This window comes from Mucilaginibacter sp. dw_454, assembly GCF_018449775.1.
Lineage (GTDB): Bacteria > Bacteroidota > Bacteroidia > Sphingobacteriales > Sphingobacteriaceae > Mucilaginibacter.
In genome coordinates, this window is sequence record NZ_JAAVVB010000001.1 from 36,932 (window position 1) to 58,287 (window position 21,356).

The 21,356-nt window shown below is 43.5% G+C and carries 19 protein-coding genes; 2 read left to right on the forward strand and 17 right to left on the reverse strand.

Annotated elements, in window-relative coordinates:
- Positions 1 to 107: 107 nt before the first annotated feature.
- The 6 genes from HB679_RS00165 to HB679_RS00190 all read right to left on the reverse strand — a co-directional run bounded on the left by HB679_RS00165 (position 108) and on the right by HB679_RS00190 (position 7,314).
- Positions 108 to 2,240: a putative porin gene (locus tag HB679_RS00165; RefSeq protein WP_214069913.1), complete on the reverse strand. Its 2,133-nt coding sequence runs from the start codon at positions 2,238 to 2,240 to the stop codon at positions 108 to 110.
- Complete coding sequence (locus HB679_RS00170) at positions 2,233 to 3,054, reverse strand: purine-nucleoside phosphorylase (protein WP_214069914.1); 822 nt, start codon at positions 3,052 to 3,054, stop codon at positions 2,233 to 2,235. Before HB679_RS00170 ends, HB679_RS00165 begins: the two co-directional genes overlap by 8 nt.
- On the reverse strand, positions 3,035 to 4,081 hold the full coding sequence (gene lpxK, locus HB679_RS00175) for a tetraacyldisaccharide 4'-kinase (protein WP_214069915.1): 1,047 nt from the start codon (positions 4,079 to 4,081) through the stop codon (positions 3,035 to 3,037). Before lpxK ends, HB679_RS00170 begins: the two co-directional genes overlap by 20 nt.
- 132 nt (positions 4,082 to 4,213) lie before the next feature.
- Positions 4,214 to 5,158, reverse strand: coding sequence for a 3',5'-cyclic-nucleotide phosphodiesterase (locus HB679_RS00180; RefSeq protein WP_214069916.1), 945 nt, complete (start codon positions 5,156 to 5,158; stop codon positions 4,214 to 4,216).
- 7 nt (positions 5,159 to 5,165) lie between these two features.
- A complete protein-coding gene (locus HB679_RS00185; protein WP_214069917.1) occupies positions 5,166 to 6,260 on the reverse strand; it encodes an AI-2E family transporter in 1,095 nt (364 codons plus the stop codon).
- A 184-nt stretch (positions 6,261 to 6,444) separates the two neighbouring features.
- Positions 6,445 to 7,314 carry a nucleoside phosphorylase gene (locus HB679_RS00190; RefSeq protein ID WP_214069918.1) on the reverse strand — a complete coding sequence of 290 codons (870 nt, stop codon included), beginning with the start codon at positions 7,312 to 7,314 and terminating at the stop codon, positions 6,445 to 6,447.
- 60 nt (positions 7,315 to 7,374) lie between these two features.
- Here HB679_RS00190 and HB679_RS00195 point away from each other — a divergent pair, with 60 nt between their 5' ends.
- Positions 7,375 to 7,548 (forward strand): DUF6496 domain-containing protein, encoded by a 174-nt coding sequence (locus HB679_RS00195; RefSeq protein ID WP_214069919.1) that lies wholly within the window; start codon positions 7,375 to 7,377, stop codon positions 7,546 to 7,548.
- A 68-nt stretch (positions 7,549 to 7,616) separates the two neighbouring features.
- Here the strand turns inward: HB679_RS00195 and HB679_RS00200 are convergent, their stop codons facing one another.
- Together HB679_RS00200 and HB679_RS00205 are read right to left on the reverse strand one after the other, a co-directional pair.
- Positions 7,617 to 8,594, reverse strand: a complete 978-nt coding sequence (locus tag HB679_RS00200) for a Gfo/Idh/MocA family oxidoreductase (protein WP_214069920.1) — start codon at positions 8,592 to 8,594, stop codon at positions 7,617 to 7,619.
- Between the two features lie 29 nt (positions 8,595 to 8,623).
- The gene (locus tag HB679_RS00205) at positions 8,624 to 9,907 is read right to left on the reverse strand and encodes a folylpolyglutamate synthase/dihydrofolate synthase family protein (protein WP_214069921.1); all 1,284 of its coding nucleotides are present in this window, start codon (positions 9,905 to 9,907) and stop codon (positions 8,624 to 8,626) included.
- 189 nt (positions 9,908 to 10,096) lie between these two features.
- Between HB679_RS00205 and HB679_RS00210 the strand changes: the two genes are divergently transcribed.
- Positions 10,097 to 10,459 carry a response regulator gene (locus tag HB679_RS00210; RefSeq protein ID WP_214069922.1) on the forward strand — a complete coding sequence of 121 codons (363 nt, stop codon included), beginning with the start codon at positions 10,097 to 10,099 and terminating at the stop codon, positions 10,457 to 10,459.
- An 11-nt stretch (positions 10,460 to 10,470) separates the two neighbouring features.
- Here the strand turns inward: HB679_RS00210 and HB679_RS00215 are convergent, their stop codons facing one another.
- The 9 genes from HB679_RS00215 to HB679_RS00255 form a co-directional block, all read right to left on the reverse strand.
- Positions 10,471 to 11,457, reverse strand: a complete 987-nt coding sequence (locus HB679_RS00215) for an amidohydrolase family protein (protein WP_214069923.1) — start codon at positions 11,455 to 11,457, stop codon at positions 10,471 to 10,473.
- A 92-nt stretch (positions 11,458 to 11,549) separates the two neighbouring features.
- On the reverse strand, positions 11,550 to 12,068 hold the full coding sequence (locus HB679_RS00220) for a hypothetical protein (protein ID WP_214069924.1): 519 nt from the start codon (positions 12,066 to 12,068) through the stop codon (positions 11,550 to 11,552).
- 11 nt (positions 12,069 to 12,079) lie between these two features.
- Positions 12,080 to 12,895 carry an energy transducer TonB gene (locus HB679_RS00225; RefSeq protein ID WP_214069925.1) on the reverse strand — a complete coding sequence of 272 codons (816 nt, stop codon included), beginning with the start codon at positions 12,893 to 12,895 and terminating at the stop codon, positions 12,080 to 12,082.
- Positions 12,896 to 13,008: 113 nt separating this feature from the next.
- A complete protein-coding gene (locus tag HB679_RS00230; RefSeq protein ID WP_214069926.1) occupies positions 13,009 to 13,410 on the reverse strand; it encodes a biopolymer transporter ExbD in 402 nt (133 codons plus the stop codon).
- Complete coding sequence (locus HB679_RS00235; protein ID WP_214069927.1) at positions 13,410 to 14,114, reverse strand: MotA/TolQ/ExbB proton channel family protein; 705 nt, start codon at positions 14,112 to 14,114, stop codon at positions 13,410 to 13,412. Before HB679_RS00235 ends, HB679_RS00230 begins: the two co-directional genes overlap by 1 nt.
- Before the next feature lie 10 nt (positions 14,115 to 14,124).
- A complete protein-coding gene (locus HB679_RS00240) occupies positions 14,125 to 15,579 on the reverse strand; it encodes an SPOR domain-containing protein (protein ID WP_214069928.1) in 1,455 nt (484 codons plus the stop codon).
- A 116-nt stretch (positions 15,580 to 15,695) separates the two neighbouring features.
- Entirely contained in the window at positions 15,696 to 17,573 is a 1,878-nt protein-coding gene (locus HB679_RS00245; RefSeq protein ID WP_214069929.1) for a hypothetical protein, read from the reverse strand.
- Positions 17,574 to 17,586: 13 nt separating this feature from the next.
- Positions 17,587 to 20,706, reverse strand: coding sequence for a tetratricopeptide repeat protein (locus tag HB679_RS00250; protein ID WP_214069930.1), 3,120 nt, complete (start codon positions 20,704 to 20,706; stop codon positions 17,587 to 17,589).
- Positions 20,707 to 20,927: 221 nt separating this feature from the next.
- Positions 20,928 to 21,293 carry a response regulator gene (locus HB679_RS00255; RefSeq protein ID WP_214069931.1) on the reverse strand — a complete coding sequence of 122 codons (366 nt, stop codon included), beginning with the start codon at positions 21,291 to 21,293 and terminating at the stop codon, positions 20,928 to 20,930.
- Positions 21,294 to 21,356: the final 63 nt, after the last annotated feature.

The following is a 21,356-nucleotide window of genomic DNA, read 5'->3' on the forward strand; positions in this document are numbered from 1 at the left end:
GCGTCATTGCGAGGTACGAAGCAATCTCTACACGCCAGGTAAGCAGTATTATCCGCCTATCGCGCAGAGATTGCTTCGTTCCTCGCAATGACGTGTCGGAAATGAGCCTAATTAAAGAAGAACCAACTCACACCAAATTTTAGCGCTGCATCCTGTTGCGGATACCTGTTCACGGTGTAATAGCCTTTGCTAAACAAGCCCTGGTTGGCATAATCATAAGCTACAAACAGGTTAGTTTGTTTGATGGTACCTTTAATGTAAACTTTGCCCACCGGGTATGATGAGAAAGTAACGTTTGGCCCGTTATAAAACTGCCCCAAACCAACCGCGTACGACGGCGCAACATAAGGCGAATTAAACCTTACGTCTAAACCACCGGTAATGTGCAGGGCATCAAATAAATAGGTATTATAATACAAATTACTATAAGTATAAACTTCGGGTACACGCAGTGTTGCCTGGTAATCTGTCTTTTCGTACACCAGGAAATTGTCAAAGTGCCAATCGCCCCAGTTCAGGTTTTTGCCCAGGCTTACTTTTAATAAGTTAATGGGGCTGCCTAACTGTACCGGGTGCGCGTCTGTGCCACCGGGTTGTGCCTGGTAATACAGGTAATCGGCTATTAAAAAGTACTCGGCTTTCAGGTCAAGTTGCAGCGCGTCGTTAATGTAATTAAATGATACGCTTGATGTTTTTGTATTGGCAAAGCTGTTATGAAAAATATAATGGTTAGAAATCCAATCGGTAGCTTCTAATGGCGGCGAACTGCTTTGCACATAGCCGTCAAAAATTATCCGGCCGGCCCTTTTGCCACCGGCCAGCAACAATTTAGCATCGTACAAAAAGTCGCCAAAATTGTGGCCCACGGCAATTTGCTGCACGTTTCCTTCCAGATTGATCCTGTCGCTAAAGCGGTAGCTTAGTTTACCATGCAAAGTGATATTTTGAAATACCTGATCCTGCTTTTTATCGGGCTTGCGCGATTTAATGCCAAACTGATCAATAGTAGTGTCACTCACAAACTGCGTGTAGCTGTACAAGTCGTGGGTAAGGCCCAAATCAAGCTTTAGCTCGTTTTTAACAACCGTCGATTTCTTACCCCTCAGGTAAAAACTATAACCAAAATCGTTCTGCATATGATGCACCGTGAGCGAGTCGCGCGATCGGTTGGAGCTGAAGTAATAATCGGGGAACACGCGGTAAGTATCCTCGTCATTCTGCAGGAACTCGTACTTACTTACCTCGTAATGAAAGGTATAATTTACCTTTTGGGTAGGTAATATATTGGCCGAGTTTGTTTGTATGGTAGTATCAATACGGCCTATATAATAAGTTTGCTTGATATATAGGCCGGCTGTTTTCCAGCTTTCGTAGTTATTAGGCAGGCGCACCGCCTCGGTAGTTTTATCAAATGATCCTTGCTTAGCTGTGTAAATCGAATCAAACAAAATAGACCCCGTTTCCGGCGATTTTAGATTGTTGATGATAATGTTGGCCAGCATATTGTAACGCTTGTTTTTAGATTCGTACCAACTAAACAAATCGCCACTTAAACCACTAACGTTTTGGCCAAGCACCCGGTTATTGCTGTAAAACCCGCGCGAACCGAGAAAATTAAAGTTAAAACCCATGTTCCAGTTGGGCTTAATGTTTTGGGTATGCACCAGTTTGAAATCTTGCTCAGGCGAACCGGCAGTAACCATTTTCAATACGGTAAACGGCACGCGGGCCTGGTAGTATTGTATATCCTCGGGCTTAATCATATACTGATCAAGCGCGTGCAGGCCCACGTCAAAGCCTATGGTTTTGGTAGGCTCAAATAATAAACTCCTGGTGGCCAAACCTTCTGTACCGCCTAAACTTATTTTAGGCGAACGCGGCTGGTAAAGTTTGCTGTAGTTTTCAAAGTTAGTAAGCGTAGTATCTATCGGGAAAAGCTGCGTACTGTCGCGCAGGGCAAACTCGTTGGTAACCTTAATAAATTTGCTGGTAAATATCACCGAGTCGCGGGCATTTTCCTGGCGCTTACGCAGGGTGTCAATCTCCTGGTCGGCAGTTAACTCTTTTCGTGTACGGGCCGTATCGTTCCGATTTGGATAACCGTTAGGATTATTGGGGTTATACGGATTGTTAGGATTATACGGATTATTAGGGTTACGCTGCGGATATTGCTGCGCAACAGCCAGTTGAGCCGTTATACAGATCAATAAAAGAAGGATGTATTTTAACTTATTACCCATTTAAACCGGCAATCAATTCTTTAAGTATTAAGGTCAGTTTAGGCTCGGCAGATGCTGCTACAGCTATGATCTCGTCGATAGATACCGGTTTCAATGTTTCCGGGAAACCTTCATCAGTTAACACCGAAATGGCAAATACGGGCAAGCTCATGTGGTTAGCCACAATAACTTCAGGCACAGTGCTCATGCCCACCGCATCGCCACCAATAATACGCAGGTAACGGTACTCGGCGCGGGTTTCAAGGTTAGGGCCGGTAACGGCTACATACACACCTTTATGACAGGTAATATTATTTTTTTTGGCGATGTCAAGCGCCTTGGTAATCAGTGTTTGCTTGTACGGCTCGCTCATGTCCGGAAAACGCGGACCCATTTCGTCGTCATTACGGCCTATCAATGGGTTGTTAGGCTGCAGGCTGATGTGATCTTCAATCACCATCAAATCCCCTTTCCTGAAGTCGGGATTTAAAGCGCCGCTGGCGTTTGACACAAATAAGGTTTTAATACCCAGCATTTTCATTACCCTCACCGGGAACGTGATCTGTTGCATGCTATAACCTTCGTAATAATGCAAACGCCCCTGCATGGCAACCACCTTTACGCCACCCAGCGTACCAAATATCAATTTACCCGAATGGAACTCTAAAGTAGAGATCGGGAAATCGGGGATGTTACTGTACATTAACTGCTTTTCAACCTCAATTTCGCTAACCAGTCCACCCAAACCGGTGCCCAGGATAATGCCCACCTCGGGCACAAAATCGCCAATTCGGCTTTTAATATATTGGGTTGTGCTATCTATATTTCCTGACATATTCTGTTACAAGTTGATCAAAAGCTCCCTGCTGATCATTTAAAAAATTAACGCTTATCGGCAGCACCAAAATGGGCAGTCGGTTAACAAGCGATGATAGTTGTTGTTCACCTAAACGCTGCGCATCTTTTTCTGTTGTTATGATCAGTTTTTTTTGTGCAGTGCAGGCGGCAAAATCATCGGCAAGTTTACTGATATTTTTTAAGCTAAAGCGATGGTGATCCGGATAATTATGCTGTATAACGCGTAAAGTTTGCTTTTTGATATAGTTAACCAGCGGATTAAAGTTGGCAATACCCGTCAGCAGGAAAACGGTGGTGTTCTGATCGATCGTCTCAGCCACATTATTACCCTTCAAATCCTGTAGCCCCATGTAATTTATCGAGCTAAAAAATACCTGCTGATAGGGTAGTGGCGCCATAGCAGTAATAATTCGTCCCTGCTCAACAACCGGCAGATCAACCAGGCATTTACTGATAACGATCACATCGGCACGCCAGCGGCCGCTAAATGGCTCTCGATAATCGCCGGCAGGCAAAACCATATGTGGATTATTCAATCCGTTATAATCAAACAACAAAATACTGAGGCCCGGCTTTACCGCGCGATGCTGGTAGGCATCGTCCAGAATGATCAAGTCATGATTTTGCTGTAATTGCTCAATACCATCCACACGTCTTTCGCAAACGGCAACAGTTACATCCGGATATTTATACTTGAATTGCGCCGGTTCATCGCCGATTTGACCGGCGGTTGGATTTGCACCGGCTAATAAAAAACCTTTGGTACTACGGCCATAACCGCGGCTTAGCGTAGCTATGTTATTATCTTTTTTTAGCAGGCGAATCAAATATTCGGTCATCGGGCTTTTGCCCGCACCGCCTATGGTTAAATTACCCACCGCAATCACCGGCAGGTTAAATTTGCGACTGTCGAACAGCCCTGCGTCATAGCACCAATTGCGTATTAGCACAATTAATCCGTAGATCAATGAGAAAGGAAATAAAAGCAGGCGCAGCATTTTCATACAGGCCGTAAAGATAGGAAATATAATACTCCACTGATGTCGTTGCGAGCGTAGCGTGGCAATCGCAAGTAGGGCGGTTTGAACGCGTGCGATTGCTTCGTCGTTCCTTCTCGCAATGACAAAAGGATTTTTTTAAAACTCCAACAACTTCCCTTGCTCCGGGTAAATAATATTCAGCCCTAAATTGTTAGCTGCTTTTAACTGCTGTTTAATCTGCGCAATTTTGCTGTAAGGCGGTTTTAAATGCACAATAACCACATTTAAATGTTTTAAAGGAATAGTACCGGTAAGTTGGCTCAGCTCGTCAAATTCGTTCATTAACCATTTTGGGGTGAAGTGACCGAACAAGGTTTTGTCGGGCTGCTCATTGGGGAAAGACGTTTCAATCATAATGGCCTTTAACCGATGCGTCTTGATCAAAGGCGCAATAACTTCCCAAAGCTTTTGCATGTTATGGCTTTTTTCAACCGCGTCAGGGCCTACATCGCCCAAATAAAGTATGTAGCTCTCCTGGCTTTTAACCAAAAAAGCGGTACTGGTTAGGTTAGAGTGGCTTAATGGATAAGCCGTAACCTGCATTTCGGTATTGGCGGCGTTTACTTCGACCCCCGGTGTCATCACCTGGTAGGTGTATTTTTTCAGGGCAGGCGCTTCACCTTCGTTGGCGAAGTTGGCCCAGCTGGTCCAGGTAAAGTAATGGGTTTTGAGCGTATTAATGCAATCCGCGAATGCGTAAATGTTTTTAGCGCTGTCGTCGGGCGCATTAATAATAAGCCCCGACACATGATCCAGATGCGAGTGCGAAATGAAGTAATCTTTAATGTATTTCTTCAGTACCTGGTCGGCAGGAATATTAAATACCTTGTTTTTGATGGCTTGTTCAATACCGTAGTGCAATGTGCCTGCATCCATACAAATAAAATTATTGCTACCCACAGGCGCAATCATATAGGCCGACATATTGCTTTCATCAATACCGCCCAAAACGCCTAACGGTACTACTTTAAACGACTTTAAAGACTGAGCACATGCCGTTGCCGACAAGAACAGGGATAGGACAAAATATTTTAGAGGCATACAAAATTTACTGGGTTTTCATTTTTTTCTCGGCCGATTTCTTAAACTCGTAGTCGCCGCCCAGCAGGTAACCCCATGGTTTCAAGCTCTCTATCCGGTCGAAAATAATTTTCATGATCGCCATCACAGGTATTGATAAAAACATGCCGGATAATCCCCACATCATTTCGCCGAGGACAATGCCCAGGAAAGTGATCAAGGCATTTAATCGTACTTTTGAGCCTACCACTGTTGGCAGTAATACGTTCGAATCGACTGCGTGAATACCCAATACACTACCGGCTACCCACAAAGCATTACTTACCGGGCCGGTAGCAAAAGTTATCAGCACACTTAATAATAACGCAGTAAAAATACCCAGGTAGGGAATGATATTAAACAAGCCGACAATGATGCCCAGCAGAGCTGCATATTTGATGCCGATTAGCAAAAATATGGTGCAGGCTACGGTAGCCACAATCACCATTTCGAGCAACAAGCCCAGGATATATTGCCTTAAAATGCCTTGGATATTTTCAACAATATCGTGTACAACGGGCTCGTTGTCTTTACCAAAGGCCTGTAATACAAAGCTAAACAGTAGCTTGCGGTAAAACAGGATAAAAAACGTAAAGATCATGATAAACACGTAAAACAGCAGGAGCGAAGACACCGCGCCAAACGTAGTACCTACTACCTCGCCACCACGCGCCAGCAACTTATGCTCGGTATTGGCCAGGAATATCTTTTGCTTGCTTACGTCATAGTGAAAAGTGCTTTCCACCCAATCGTATAAGTTATTGATAGATTCGGCTATCTGCTTTTGCAGCATAGGCCAATCGTCCATGAGTTTTGATATTTGCGAACCTACCAGGTAAAGCACCCCGCCAATGAAACTTACCAGCAGAATGATGGATAGGAATGATGAAATGCTACGCGGTAGTTTTAATTTGCGCTCGAAAAAACTGGATACCGGCAACAGCAAAATGGCAAACAAAAAGCCAAACATCAACGGATCAAGCACGTCTTTACCTTGAATCACCAGGAAACCCAGCGCCAGGATGCCAATGAGCACCAGTGATAATCTTTCGTAAAAAGGAGCGAGTTGTTTTTTTGTAATCATGCCGTGGGTATAAATTTAACAGGGTAACATTAGCACCCTTTATATGTTTTGAAGATAAGCATTGTTTTTAGGTTGTACGAATAGGTTTTACGTTAGACGTGTTACGTTGTACGTTTTTAGTTTATTTTATGGGCTGATAACAGCGATAGTTTTTACGTAAAACATCTAACGTAATACATACAACTTAAACGGCGCTTATTTTCTCAAGCAAATGCTGAATGTAATGATCCATAATCTTGCCCGGCTGTTTGCTGAGTGCTTTTGTGGCCCGGTTAGCCAGTATGACATTACATGATACCGCCTGATGGCCCAGGGCAGCAGCCAATCCGTAAATGCCGGCGGTTTCCATTTCGAGATTGGTAATACGCTGCCCGTTAAAACTGAATTGTTGAATCACTTCCATGAGTGCCGGTACAGCCGCTATGGCCCTTACCTGGCGCCCCTGTGGCGAGTAAAACCCGGGTGCGGTAATTGTTATGCCTTGCTGCTGGTCCTTGCCTAAAAGGGCTAATAATTGCTTCCCGGCGGATGCGATATAAGGCAATAGATTAGATTTTGACAAAGCCGATTTAAAAGCATTCAGCAATTCTTGTTCATCATTAGTTAAAGTTTGCTGGTAATAGTGCATCAACGGGTCCATACCAATTGCTGCCGAAGACAATAGCAGGCTATCCACTTCAATATCCGCCTGCACCGCACCCGATGTACCGATGCGGATAATATCTAAACTACGCAATGTCGAATTAACGGCACGTGTGTTAAAATCAATGTTCACCAAAGCGTCCAGCTCGTTGAAAACTATATCAATATTATCTGTGCCGATGCCGGTTGAAAGCACCGTTATCCGTTTTTTACCGATAGCGCCGGTATGGGTAATGAATTCGCGTTTTCCTTTTTTGAATTCAATGTTGTCAAAGTATTTGCTCACTTCGCCAACGCGATCGGGGTCGCCAACGGTAATAACGGTATCGGCAATATCGCCGGAATGCAGATTTAGATGGTAAATGCTGCCATCGGCGTTCAAAATCAGATCAGTTTCAGAAATGTGGTTCATCAGGGTAAAATTGGCAAATATTTTGCATCGGTTATTAACATTTACTTAAAAATTAACATCATGGCTAAGTATTCAGAAAAAGCTGGCGAGAAAGTAGAGAAAACCATGCATGAGATGCATGAAGGCACATTAAAAAGCGGCAGCGGCAAAAAAGTAACCAGTAAAAAACAAGCAATAGCGATAGGGCTGTCAGAGGCTCGGAAGGAAGGAGCTAAGGTGCCTAAGAAGAAGTAGGCACTCCTCTCGGCCTCCCCAAAGGGGAGGAGTTCTTGTTATTTAAAAATCTCCCCCAAGGGGGGGACTTAGAGGGGGCGACTAAACGCGTCAATAATCTTCATCAACAAAACAGCCTCCTCAATCGAACAGGGATTCTCACCCTCGCCCTTAAAATAGTTAACTACCTTTTCAATCATTGGTTGTTGTACATGCTCCAATGGTGCAAAATGTACTGTTTTTTCATCGGCACCAACCCTAACGGTAACATCATGGCCAAATACGGGGAAGCTGATGCTGCCCGTGCTGCCAACAATGAGGCATTGGTCTATTTTTTCGTCTACAGACACATTAAAGTTCCAGGAACCATTAACGACTACCTTGTTTTTAAAGATGATCTGCCCGCTTACATTGTCGTCGCACTCATAATATCCCGATTGATTTAGCGCACGGCCATTATAATATTCAGGCTCTCCAAAAAAGAAAAGCATCAAATCTAACTGGTGTGGTGCCAGGTCATGAAAATAACCGCCGCCGGATAAGGCAGGGTTAATGCGCCAGTTATCTTCGGTTTGAGTAATCAGCTGCGGCCTTAAGCTTTGCCACATTTTTATCTGTACGGTGCGCACTTCGCCAATGGCACCGCTATTCAGTAAATCCTTGACATATAAAAACATGGGTTGGCCGCGGCGATAGTGCGCTACGGATACTTTACCCTTACTTTGTTTAACGGCGTCTGCAATGGTAATAGCTTCGGCAGCATTGAGGGTTATTGGCTTTTCGATATAAACATTTTTGCCAGCCTTTAACGCAGCCAGAGCATAGTCAATATGTGAAGCGGGTGGAGTAGCTACATAAACAGAATTGATCTCGGCGTCATCAATAAGTTCTTGTCCGTTAGCATACCATTTGGGTACGTTATGCCGGCCGGCGTAATCGGCGGCTTTTTCTGCATTGCGGCGCATTACGGCAACCAGTTTGCTATCCGGAACTTTATTAAATGCAGGGCCGCTTTTTTTTTCGGTGACGTTGCCGCAACCAATAATGCCCCAGCTAATTTGGCTCATACGTGTATTTAAAATGTGAAGATATGAATTCAGACAATTTCTGCTACCACAAACGTGCTGCCGCCAACAAAAACCAGATCATTAAGCTTTGCAGCGCTTTGGGCTGCTGCTAATGCTTTTTTTACTGATGAATGAGCATCACCATGCAAATCAAATTCCAGGGCCTTTTGCTGCACTACTTCGGCTTCCAATCCGCGTGGCATATCAGGCTTGCAGAAATAGTAAATGGCGTCTTTGGGCAGCATAGCAAGCACTTTGGACACATCCTTATCATTCACCATTCCTATCACAAAATGCAGTTGCTTATAGTCAACGTTGGCTATGTTTTTCAGTACTTCCTGTATCCCGTCGGGGTTATGGCCCGTGTCGCAAATGGTGAGTGGGTTGGCACTTAACGTTTCCCAGCGACCATGCAAACCGGTTAAGTTTTTAACCTGGTGCAGCGCAGTTTTGATATGATCATCAGTAATATTAAACCCTTGCGATCTTAATTCATTTACAGTTGCCAGTACCGTTTTAATATTTTTTAGCTGATAACTGCCGGTCAAATCCAACTGTATGCTCAACGCAGGCTGATTTGCCGCGGTTATTGCAACCTCCAGCAATTCATTGCTTTTGTTTTTTGCTTCGGCAGTATATAAGTCAGATGCAAAAATTAGCGGCGCGTTTTGTTCTTTGGCTTTGTTGATGAAAACATCGGCCACCTCATGCTGTCTCTCGCCAATTATTACGGGGATATTTGGTTTAATAATCCCTGCTTTCTCGCCGGCTATCAGTTTCAAGGTGTCGCCCAGGATATTCATATGATCCCAACCTATGTTGGTGATTACAGATACCAATGGATTGACGATATTAGTCGAATCCAGTCGGCCACCCAAGCCAGTTTCAATCACCGCAATATCCACCTGTTCCCTGGCAAAGTAATCAAATGCCAGGCCTACCGTCATCTCAAAGAAAGAAGGTTGGATCTGCTCAAAATCCTGCTGATGGTCGGCCACAAAATCAATAACCTCTTGCTTGCTGATCATTTGCCCGTTAATACGCACGCGCTCCCTAAAATCCTTTAAATGTGGCGAGGTATATAGACCGGTTTTATAACCCGCAGTATGCAACACCGCGGCTAGCATGTGCGAGCTAGAACCTTTACCGTTAGTGCCGGCTATATGGATGCTTTTAAATTTATACTGCGGATTATCCAGTCGCGCGCAAAGCTCAATAGTGTTATCCAGATTGGCTTTAAATGCCGAGATGCCCACCCGGGTAAACATGGGCAGCTGCGCGTAAAGGTAATCAAGGGTTTCCTGGTAGGTCATTACGGGGGCAAAGTTAATAAACAGAATCAAGAGCCAAGAATCAAGAGCCAAGAGTCGCTCGTCAAAAACAAATATTTAGCAACAAGAATCAAGATATGAAGATAAAAAAGTCTTACATCTTGATTCTCGACTCTTGATTCTAAATACTGGTATAACTATTGCATTACGCGATACGTATTAGCAATTACTATGAAAAGAAAGGTACTGATAGTTGAGGACGAGCCTGTTATAGGTGAAATGATGAGTATTTTATTGGAGATGGGAGGCTACAAAGTGATTAGTCTGGCAGACACCCAGTCTGCCAAAAGGCGCTTGCTTGAAAAAGAAGTTGGCCTGGTATTGCTTGATTTGGCTTTAAAAGGCGAGAACGGCCAAACCATGTGTACCTATATTAAAAACGACGAGCATTTGAAACATCTGCCGGTGATCCTGGTGTCAGCCAACAGCGATCTGGAGATCATCAGCAAAGACTGCGGCGCCAATGACCATATCGCAAAACCTTTTGATCTGAATTACTTCATGGACAAAATTAAGCTGCATTGTCTGGAATAGATTGAACTTTATTACACCTTCAATTTCAACAACTTATCTGCATTGCCATGCGCTAATTTTGCTATTTGGTCCTCGGGCAAATCAATTGCATTCAAAAATTCAATACCCATTTCGTTGGTGCTAAATGGATAATCGACAGAGAACATGATGTTATCGATGCCAAAGGTATCGAGAGCAATCTTTAGTGGCGGTTGCGTAAAGAAACCACTGGTGGTAATGTGAAGTTGCTGATGGAATGTATCGGTTAATGTGCGCTGATTAGCGCCGCCGTTGCCGGGTTTAAATGCCCGTTCTGAGCGTGCCATCATCATGGGCAGCATTTCGCCCATATGGCCTATAACCAGGTTTAGTTTTGGATACTGATCAAAAACCCCTGCGAATAGTAGGCGTAAAACATGGAGCGCGGTTTCCTGGTGCCAGCCCCAGCCATAACAGGCTAAGGCTTCAGACATACCCGAATAATTGGGAAGCCCGCTGTAATAAATGTCAGCTACGCTTTTTGGTGGTAAACCGGGATGTAAGTAAATGGGCACATCCAGTTTTTCGGCACGTTCAAATATTGGGGCAAATATTGGGTGATCTAAAAACTGGTCCTCCGTTAGCCCGCGGATCATGGCACCACGGAAATTATAATCCTTCACGGTACGTTCTAATTCATCGGCTGCGGTAGCAGGTGCGGTCATCGGTAGTAAAGCAAACGCCGCGAAGCGGTCTTCATACCCTTTAATCTTTTCGGCAATCAAATTATTATACTGTGTGGCGAAAGCCGGCGCATCTTCGGCAGCTACCAGATTGGCGCCTGAGCTATCCACAGAAAGCACCTGTACCGAGATACCATTATCATCCATTGATTTTAAACGCTCGCCGGTTACATCTGCCAGTTTGGGCGTCAGTTTTTTCATGACTTCCGATTGCCCGAAGCTGCCTTTAGCACTATCGGTTATTTTCGCCGTCATTTCAGGAAAGGAAATATGTTCTTCAAGTGTTATTATTCGCATGGTAGTTTGTAGTTATTATAATGCGAAGTAACGTATTCAAAATTTAGACCACAATGCAGGATGAGTGGTATTGATAGGATTATTTGTGGGAGTTAAAACCAGCTTTTAAGTTTACCCGGAATTTTTTCCAGTTCTGGTTTCTCGGGTTGTTCCATTTTACCACATATCAATTCGTCAATTTGGATGGTCAGGTTTCCAACTACAAGGCCATGCCTAATTAAATAGATGATCCAATTGCCGCCACACAACCATAGAAACGCCACCAAACCGATCCACCAAGGCCCCCTATTAAACAATACAAAAGTCTCAGCTATTACTGATAACATTAAAGTATTTATAAATAGTTTGCGCATATTGATCTGATAAATCAAATACCATTTAGCATTTTTGTAAGACAAATCGAAGCTGCCATCGTCAACACCCCCAAATAAAGAACCTCGTCCTTTCGATGTTGATCCCTTATAGGTTACACGATAATCACCAATAATTACATTATCCGCTTTCTTTTCGATAATATTTAGACTTATATATTCTAATATTTGCTGTTGGTTCTTAGAAGTGATAATGGCTTTTAACTGATTATTGAATCTTACAGAAAACGGGAAAATCATCGCGGGTAAATCTAATTCACCTTAAACACAAACACTACCGTACCAATCTGCGGGTCGGGTGCTGAGTCAAGCGGATTTAGTTTGGAATTTTTAACCGCATCCTCGCATTTTTGGAGTAGGTTCGAGTCGGTTATGGTGGTGCCGCGGGCGCCCGCACGGGCATAAACCACATTGCCGTTTTTATCTACGCGGATATCAACCATAATCTTACCGGTATGGCGGCCGTCATCGCTTATGGCTGGTTTGCTGGTAAAGTTGCGTTGCGCCATCATCAGGCTACCGCCGTTACCAGAGCCGGTACCGTTGTAGTTATTGGTTAGCGTGCTCCCGGTTGGTTTGCCCTGGTTACCTGGTGTGTTGGTGGTGCCGTCACCTTCGCCGGTGCCGGTGTTGGTTTTGCCTTTGTACAAAGCATTCTGATTAACGGTTGGCTTGGCAGGGGCTTTGGTAGGTGTGGTAGCTACCGTAGTGCTTGGCTTTTTGGTGTTGGCTGCAACTTCGGGCGCGTCTTCGGTATTTTGAGTTACCACGTTTTTATCGCTGGCCTCAACCTTTTGCTTTTCTTCGGTTGGTGGGGCGGGGGTAACTTTGTCGGGTTTGCTATGATTTGCTTTTTCAGCTTGCGACGGCTGTTCGGTACTCATGTAATCGCTGCCCATGCCTTCGTCTGTAGTACCGTAGTTTACCAGAATGCCGCCCGTGCCGTCCTGTTCTTTAGGCGGGTTAGTGAAGACAATAAAATAACACAAAGCCATCACACAGGCCAGTATAATGCCTGTACATGCAAAAGCTTTTGGATAATTATTTTCTTCTTGTTGGTAATTCATTCTTATTCATTTGCGCTACGCGCGTCATTCACTTCGCTGTCATTGGTCATTTGCGCTTTGCGCGTCATTGGTCATTAAATCAAATAACTAATGACCATTGACCAATGACTAATCTACCCCTTCGGTTCCGTTGCCAATACTAGTTTTATGTTTAGCTTTTGCGCTATGTCCATTACCTGTACTACGTCCTGGATGGCTACGGTTTTGTCTACGTACAGTACAATGGTTAGCTCGGTGGCTAATGATTTATAGCCCAGTAAAGTAGTATTTAAGTCTGCTACAGGGATTTCTTTCTTGTCGACGTAATACTTCAGGTCCTTGGTGATAGATACCGTAATTGTTTTCTTAGATACCGATTGCCCGCTTGATGATTTTGGCAGCATCAGCTTGATGACGTTGGGGTTGGTTACCGTCGACGCGATCAGGAAAAACAAAAGCAGGAAGAACATGATATCATTCATGGCCGAAGTATGTACCTCGGCAGAAGCTCCCCTTTTTCTCTTTCTTAAATTCATTATTTGCTTGGCTCTTCTAACAGGTCAATAAATTCAATGGCGTCGGTCTCCAGTTTCAGGATGACCTTATCAACCATCATATTTAAAATGTGGTAGCATACATAAGCTACGATACCCACAAACAGACCCGCTGCCGAGGTTACCATCTTTACGTATAAACCGCCTGAGATTACCCCCATGCTAATGTTATCAGTTTTAGATATATCGTAAAAAATCTTAATTACACCCGCAATAGTACCCAGGAAACCAAACATGGGCGCTATACCTGCAACAATACCTAAAATACCTATGTTTTTTTCCAGCTTAGCTACTTCCAGCTTACCAATGTTTTCAATAGCGCCTTCAATATCTTTTATAGGGCGCCCAATGCGCAATAAACCTTTTTGTAACATACGGCCCAAAGGTGAGTTGCTGTTACGACAGATAGCGATGGCCGACTCCAGGTTACCTGTCAGTATACTACTGCGGATTTGCTGCATCAGGTTATTTTCGTCTTTCGATGCTTTGCGGATAGTGAAATATCGCTCAAAAAATATAACTAAACCCAGTATGGCTAAAACACCGATGGGGAGCATTACCCAGCCGCCTTTAAGTATGAGATCCCCAAAACGTAACTCTTGTTGTGGAATGGCCGCTAGCTGTTGTGCGGTGTGGTTAGCGGTGTCTGCTAGTTTGCTAATGGTGTCTGTTACTGCTGCTTGCATTAATTATAGTTTATTTTTGTGGGATGATCTCTATTCCATAGGCTGCGCCACCCGGAACATGACCTGCTTCAATTTCTTTAAAGGCCAGATCTCTCGCTTCCTCTTTGGTAGCGAAATGCCCGATCGAGATATGTATCTGCGGGCCTGTACCATCAGTAACGATACGCGGATCTAGGCCGTATTTTCTCATTTTTCTGATAGCCGTATTTGCCTCCCGGATACTGTTGGCATCAACCGCGTAAACTTCAAAACGGCGGGTACCTACAGCATCTGATGGGTTAGCTATCAAAGCATCATTTCTAAACGGCGCTTCTACAGTCGGTTTAGCCTTTGGTTTAATAACCGTTGGCAGGCCGGTAACCGCAGTTGGTGCTTTTGTAACGACAGTTTCTGCCTTTTTAGTATTGGTAGCCACATTTGCACTTACCGGCGTTTGCGAAATAATGACTGTTTTTTTCTTAGAGACAGCAGGCTCGTCAACCGGAGTAGCCGATATGATCTTACCGCTGGTTTTGGTGGTTGTAGTAACAGTTTGCTCTGCCGGCGCTGTCGAAATTACTTTAGATTTAGCCAGTGTTGGCGCTTGCCCCATAGTATCCGGTTTTGAGGCTGCCGGCGTATCCGCTCTTAATGTATCTTTATCTAACGTGTCTACTACTTTAGCGGCAAGGGCGGGTTTTGTTTTTGCAGTTTCTGTGATTACCTGTTTATGTTTCCAGAAGGTAATTTTGGCAAAAGTATCCGGCTGATAACGATATAACGCAAAAACACCCAGCCCAATCACCATTATACCTATTAAAGCAAACAGAACAATACGCAACGCGCCTGATGACGTTTCTTCTTCCTCTCCGGGATCGAAGAACTCTGGCGAGACCTGGTTTTGAGGTTCGTTCTCATAAATGGCCGCGGGCTGCACGTTAACGGGTGCTTCGGTTACCGGGGGTAACTGCACAAATGAATCCTGAACTTCTTCTATTACAGAAGGTTTTGGTGGTATGTTTTTGCCCGGGAAGTTAAGCTCAACCTTAGGTACCTGTTCTTCAAATCGCCTAACATCATTTGCCTTATTGACTTTTACTGGCTCAAGGCCATAAAAAATGCTATCGTCAATAATTTTAGCTGCGGGCCTAAAGCTTAATTGAGCCAGTTCGGTATAAAACCAACCCAAGTTGCCAAGAGGTACCTCGGTTATTAAAGCCTGCTGTTTTAAGTTGGTAATGTATTTTTCGGCAAAATATCGTGCCGATGCTACAGATATATTCTTTTTCGCGGCGATATATTCAGACAGCGCCTCATCGTCGATCGACTGTGGGTCAAATTGAGCCTGGTGATAGGGCGGATAAAACTTGCGTTCATTTTCGTCGTAATAACCACTTACACGCGCCTGGACAAAGTAACCCAATCCGGGTACACTCACTTCGCCCTGCTGCATTAGCAATTCGCCTAAATAAAAGCCTACATCCATTTCTTAAAAGTAACGGTTAATTAGTGAACTTCAAATATAAGTCTAAAGTCCGTAGTGCAAAATCTTAAATTGCCTAAAAAGCTAATTTTAAACCTTACAACTTACAACTCCACGCTTTAGAAGCTTACACTAGCACCGCCAAATATATTAAATCCGTAGTCGGGATAATATATCCAGGTTTGATTTGTCGAATTTAAAATGTTGTTTACCCTGCCAAAAATCGATATCTGCTTAGTTACTCTATATTCAACGCTGCCGCTCAGGTCAATAAACTGATCAAGTTGGGTAGCAACGGTTGTTGCCGGCAAAGCTGTGCCAAAAGTTTGCTGATAAACAGCCGCATTTGGTTTGTCAAACGCAGTACCTCTTACCAGTAAAGTGCCTGTAATTTTAACTTTGTCATTAATGTTTACGGCTGTGCCTGCTGTCATTTTGAATTTTGGGAGGTTCCATGGCTGCGCTTCCGTCGCTAGTTTATAGTCTTTATACTCAACGCGGCCAAAAATATTTACATCGCCAGATACCTTATAATCTAACTCGCCATTAAAGCCGTTTACGGTAGCTGTACCATTATCATAAATCACTGCAAAGCGGTTCTGGCCGGCAGTAAAATTGAAATTGTCTACCATCAAAGGCATGTCTTTAACGCTGTTGTGGAAAATGTCTGCTTTAAAACCCAGGCCGGGTGCTATAGTTCCTTTTAAACCTGCGCTCAGATCAAGCTTATCCACCGAGTTTTTGATTTGCAGATCGCGCCCTAAATAAGGGTTGTTACCATAAAAATCTCTCAGTGATGATTTATTAACGTCGCCCTTAGCTTCAACAAATAAGCGTACGTATTTAGGAATCACCTGATACTCTAACTTAGCAGCAGGGAAAAGTGAAAAACGTCCGGCGAAGCCGAATTCATCCACAATGTTTATACCGGCATCAATTTTATAGGCATCACCCTGAAATTTGATATAAGGGTTTAAACGTACAATGCTGTTGTTGTAAGAGTACAAAGAATCTTTCTGCGAGCTAAGATCTAACGATGCGCCCAAACCTGTATAAAACTGGTTAATGGTTTGGTTCAGGAAACCAGATAATACCACGTTGTTCTCACGTGCAGTAAATCGATCACCAAAAGTATAGCCTTTTAACTTTAAAGCGTAAGTAAAGTCATTCTCTACATCTTTGTAGTTTTTCGCTAGTTCGCCTTCAGCACTCAACGTATTGAAATATTGATGAGCGATATCTAAAGTCTTCGGCGGATTGTCTTTATCGTAGCCAAAGAAGTAATTGCCTTTGTTCTCAAAATCAATCCGACCGGATAGCGTGTTGGTTTCGCCTATGTTCTTTCCGTAAACGCCAACCTCTTCATGATTGCTCTTTTGATTTTCGTACGAGCTGCTGCTTTGGGCAAAGAGCCTTACATAACCGCCAACTTGCATAGCCTGATCCGGTCCGTTACCAAAGTAACCTTCCAGGAACGTAGTTTTTAAGTTACCTATGCCGCCGCGTACAATGTTATTGTAAGGAATGGTATCAATTACCGAAGGCATTTTCATAGCATCCAGTTGTTTGATCTCTGAGTTTTGCTCCAGGCGTTTGTCCAACGGTGCGTAGCTTAATGGAGCCTTGTATGGTATTTTATCTTCCAGGTCGGGGTTGCGGCGGATCTTAACCGCGTCGGCCAACAAAGGTTTGTAGGCCGATGTAATTACGATCTCCTCTGAAAGACTGCCGCCATTGGCTGCGTTAGCTCCATTTGCGCCACCACCTTTTGCCGTATCAACTGCGGCTGATTTAGCTGCCTGGTCGCCAACTGATTTAGCGTCGGCCGATTTTTTTACCGGCGATTTTGCGGCAGGCTTGGCAGCAGGTTTTTCAGCCTTTTTAGCGGTAGTTTTTGTGGTCGACTTTTTTGTCTTCGTACTTTTTTGCGCGTTAACCGGAACAAAGTATAATACCATGATCAAAGTAAACAGCGTGTAGGTGTATTTTAATTTCATGTGCTTGTTCTCTTTATCCTTTATTAACCGGTTTATTTTGCGTTGTATCTGGTTTGCTGTTTTGCGTCGAATCCGGCTGGGCTATGTTGTTCTCCCTCGGTTTTTTAGGTGGCGAGATTTTATCCAGTGCGGCTTGTGCGGTTGGCAATATCTCGTCGTTACCCTTATAATTATCCAATACAGATTGCAATGTAGCTTTAGCCTGGAAAGCATCTTTTAATGCTATATAATCATCAGCCAATAAAATAAACGTCTTGGCTACCCAATAATCATAATTCGGCATGTCTTTAGCCAATTCAAAACAGGTTTTTTGCGATGCTTTGTATTGACGTTTCTGGTACTGAACATAGGCTACGTTGTATTTAGCCTCGGCAGCAGCGACGGTTTTGGTGTTACTGATGGTATAATCAAATTCGTTCACTGCCGCGGTGGTATCGCCTTTTTGCAAATAAGCTAAACCCGCATACAAACCTGTTCGGAATTTATCTTCCTGTGCTGATTTTTCGTTTTGTCTGATCAGCTTCACATAGTTCAAAGCATCGTCTGCATCATGCATTTGTGCATAGCACAATAGCAGGTTATTAATAGCGAAGGTATAATCGGCTTTGTACTCCGAGTTTATTTCTAACTTTTTCAGGAACACTACTGCATCATTATATTTCTTTTTGCCGATATACAGCTTAGCCATAGCGATTAATGATTGCTCGGTGGAAGTGCTGGTCCAGTCATTCAGGATTACGTTATAATCAACCACCGCTTCGTCATCACGTTTCAAATTAACCAACGCCTGTGCCCTGATAAACCTGGATTGTTTCTCATAGATAGGCTTGTTTTGAAACTTATCGAAGTAAGCGCCTACGGCAGATACTACACCTTGCCAGTCGCCTTTTAAATAAAGGTTATTAGCAGCAGTGTACATAATGCTTTCCTGCTCTGCAGCGGTATAATTACCAATAGGCGTAGTGCCGGCGTAAGCAATGAAAGTAGCCGCATCACCTTTATCGGTATAGATCTTTTCGATCTGTTTTAAAGCTTGTTTAGCTTCATCGGTTGATGCATAGTCTTTAATTACTTGCTTAAACGACTCAACCGCCAAATCATCATTACCGGCATTGTAGTCAATCAAACCAATAGTAACCAAGGCACGCGGGATGTAGCTGCTGTTTGGATACTTCTGGATCATGGTTTGCAGCAAAGTTTTAGCTGTAGGGCCATCGTTTTTAACAAAGTAGGTGTAGGCTATCTCAAAATCAGCATCATCTGCATAATCAGAGTTAGGGTAGGTGGCCAATAGTTCTTTCAATGTGTTGATCTTGGTATCAGGCGCGCCTTGCAAACCCTGGATCATACCCCGTTGAAAGAGCGCGTAATCTTCGCCTTTGATATGTCCGTCAATTATACGGTTGTAGTACTCTAAGGCTTTTTCATAGCTTTTTAATACAAAGAAACTATCGCCTATACGGGTAATAGCGTCATTAACCGTATTTTGATCTTTTTCCTCGCCATCAATAAATTTCTGGAAATAAGTGGCGGCAGTGCGATATTTCTCACCATAAAAAGCAGCATATGCCAGCGCGTAGTTAGCATAGTTGTAAACATTGGTTTCTTTAGCCTCCGGCAGGTCTAAAAAGTCCTGGAAGGTTGATACGGACTCGGTATACTTACGCACCTCATACATCGATTCAGCCATCCAGTAGGTGGTAAGCGCCGTAACTTTAGGGTCCATCTTAACTTTAAGCGAGCGCAGGAAAATACCAATAGCATTTTCAAAAGCACGCTCATTGTAAAACTCTAAACCACGGTAATAAGTAACTTTTTGGTAAGCGATCTTAGCGCTCGGGGTTTTATTAGGTATCGGCTCCAAAATATCAACCGCCTCTTTATAAGCGTGCGAGTTTAATAACTCCTCGCCCAATAAAACTTTCATCTCGGTAATACGGGTCGATGATGGATAGTTTTTTAAATAGGCACGGGTAGCTTCCAGGCCCTGGGTATTGAAGTCAAGCTCGTACGATAGTTTAGCGTACTCATACAAAGCATCCTCTTGCAACTGCTTGTCAAAACTTAACCTTGAGGCAGCAAAGAATGCATTACGCGCGCTTTGCTTATTATTCATCTTCAGGAAAACCTCGCCCAAAGTATAGTTACCACTTTGGCTATAGTTATCGTCCTGTTCAATCAATTTCTCCAATTCAGAAGCCGATTTAGCGTAGTTGCCTACTTTGTAATAAGCGTAACCCATTTGGTAACTATCCTGCGTGTTTTGGGTTTTGCCATGGTCCCGCGCCTCAAAGCGGTCATAATATTTTACGGCATTATCATAATCAACCTTGGCAAAGTATGACGCGGCAATAATGCGCAGCATCTCGGTCTCGTTTTGCTGTTTGGTATTGTTGACGATAGGCACCGCATAGTTTAAAACATCATCATAGCGTTTATCAAGGAAGTAAACTGCGGTAATATAGTAGGGGTAGCTGCTCTCGTATTTCTTTGATTTCTTCAATTTCTCGAAGTTTACCAGTGCTAAGTGATAGTCTTTATTTAAATAGGCGATATACGCAAAGTAGTAAGTTGCATCATCAGTAAATGGCGAGCGGCTGTTTTTCACCTCGCTAAATTGCAGTTGTGCATTGGTGAAATCGCCTATTGAGAAATAGGCGTAGCCCTTCCGGAATTTATATTCGGTGTATTCGCTGCCACTTAACTGGCCGGCGGTGATCTTGTCAAACCAAAGTAAGGCGGTTTTATAGTCGCCTTTTTTGGAGTAAGAGCGGCCTATCTGATAAACCGCCAGTTTAGCCAGCGGATTTTCAGGATGGTCATGTATAAATTTCAGGAACAGGCTTTCTGCATCGTCATTTTGCAACTCTAATGCGCACAGGGCCACATAGTACTGCGAATTCTCTTGTAATAAAGACAGCTCACTTTCAAACTGAGGCTGAACGCTGGTTTTTAACCGCGAGTCCATCACTAAATGATATTGTTGCGATGCTGCTACATACATGCCTTTTTCAAGCAGATCGCCAGCGGCGTGATATGCGCGGTGAACCTGGAAAGATTGGTCTTGCTGAGCTTGTACATTAAGTGCAAAAAATATAGATAGGAGGAATATTCGGTAGCTGATTTTTATCATAGTGCGTAAAAATAGTGGCGCTAAATTAGTCAAACCCAAAAAAGCAATTCACATTAGTAATTAACAAAGTGTGGAAAACACACATTTAACGCAGTCAGAAAAGATGACGTATAAGTGTGGAGAAAAAATTACAGGTTTGAACTGAGCCGTAAGGCGATGTTCATAACTTTTAGAATGAAAGGAAATAAAAAGTCCGGGGCAAAGCCCCGGACTAAAGATCATTATGCAGCTAATTGCCGCTGTATACTACTGAGTAGCACCTCTATATCGAAGGGTTTAGAAATGAAATCATCCGGGTAGCCGTTGGTATGCAAATTATTGCGGTTGACATAGTGGCTTGCCGATAACATAATCACCGGGATATCGCGGGTTGTTTTTTTAGCCTTAACCTCGTGGCAAAGCTCGCGGCCATCCATATTACCCAACATAACATCCAGCAGAATTAGGTTAGGGCGGCATTGGTTGATCTTTTCAAACAGGCCGTGCCCGTCTGCTAAAGTTTCAACCTCGTAACCACTGTCTTCTAGTATCAGCTGTAAAATTTCTAAAATGTCTTTATCGTCATCAACGGCTAGTATCCTTTGCATCGTATTATGTATTATATCCTAAACAAAAATGGTATAGGAATTTGTTAGATATTAACAAACCCT

What these genes read in the sequence shown, in the direction of transcription:
- HB679_RS00165 (WP_214069913.1), bottom strand. Translation starts at nt 2,240, where the DNA reads ATGGGTAATAAGTTAAAATACATCCTTCTTTTATTGATCTGTATAACG.
- HB679_RS00170 (WP_214069914.1), bottom strand. Translation starts at nt 3,054, where the DNA reads ATGTCAGGAAATATAGATAGCACAACCCAATATATTAAAAGCCGAATT.
- lpxK (WP_214069915.1), bottom strand. Translation starts at nt 4,081, where the DNA reads ATGAAAATGCTGCGCCTGCTTTTATTTCCTTTCTCATTGATCTACGGA.
- HB679_RS00180 (WP_214069916.1), bottom strand. Translation starts at nt 5,158, where the DNA reads ATGCCTCTAAAATATTTTGTCCTATCCCTGTTCTTGTCGGCAACGGCA.
- HB679_RS00185 (WP_214069917.1), bottom strand. Translation starts at nt 6,260, where the DNA reads ATGATTACAAAAAAACAACTCGCTCCTTTTTACGAAAGATTATCACTG.
- HB679_RS00190 (WP_214069918.1), bottom strand. Translation starts at nt 7,314, where the DNA reads ATGAACCACATTTCTGAAACTGATCTGATTTTGAACGCCGATGGCAGC.
- HB679_RS00195 (WP_214069919.1), top strand. Translation starts at nt 7,375, where the DNA reads ATGGCTAAGTATTCAGAAAAAGCTGGCGAGAAAGTAGAGAAAACCATG.
- HB679_RS00200 (WP_214069920.1), bottom strand. Translation starts at nt 8,594, where the DNA reads ATGAGCCAAATTAGCTGGGGCATTATTGGTTGCGGCAACGTCACCGAA.
- HB679_RS00205 (WP_214069921.1), bottom strand. Translation starts at nt 9,907, where the DNA reads ATGACCTACCAGGAAACCCTTGATTACCTTTACGCGCAGCTGCCCATG.
- HB679_RS00210 (WP_214069922.1), top strand. Translation starts at nt 10,097, where the DNA reads ATGAAAAGAAAGGTACTGATAGTTGAGGACGAGCCTGTTATAGGTGAA.
- HB679_RS00215 (WP_214069923.1), bottom strand. Translation starts at nt 11,457, where the DNA reads ATGCGAATAATAACACTTGAAGAACATATTTCCTTTCCTGAAATGACG.
- HB679_RS00220 (WP_214069924.1), bottom strand. Translation starts at nt 12,068, where the DNA reads ATGATTTTCCCGTTTTCTGTAAGATTCAATAATCAGTTAAAAGCCATT.
- HB679_RS00225 (WP_214069925.1), bottom strand. Translation starts at nt 12,895, where the DNA reads ATGAATTACCAACAAGAAGAAAATAATTATCCAAAAGCTTTTGCATGT.
- HB679_RS00230 (WP_214069926.1), bottom strand. Translation starts at nt 13,410, where the DNA reads ATGAATTTAAGAAAGAGAAAAAGGGGAGCTTCTGCCGAGGTACATACT.
- HB679_RS00235 (WP_214069927.1), bottom strand. Translation starts at nt 14,114, where the DNA reads ATGCAAGCAGCAGTAACAGACACCATTAGCAAACTAGCAGACACCGCT.
- HB679_RS00240 (WP_214069928.1), bottom strand. Translation starts at nt 15,579, where the DNA reads ATGGATGTAGGCTTTTATTTAGGCGAATTGCTAATGCAGCAGGGCGAA.
- HB679_RS00245 (WP_214069929.1), bottom strand. Translation starts at nt 17,573, where the DNA reads ATGAAATTAAAATACACCTACACGCTGTTTACTTTGATCATGGTATTA.
- HB679_RS00250 (WP_214069930.1), bottom strand. Translation starts at nt 20,706, where the DNA reads ATGATAAAAATCAGCTACCGAATATTCCTCCTATCTATATTTTTTGCA.
- HB679_RS00255 (WP_214069931.1), bottom strand. Translation starts at nt 21,293, where the DNA reads ATGCAAAGGATACTAGCCGTTGATGACGATAAAGACATTTTAGAAATT.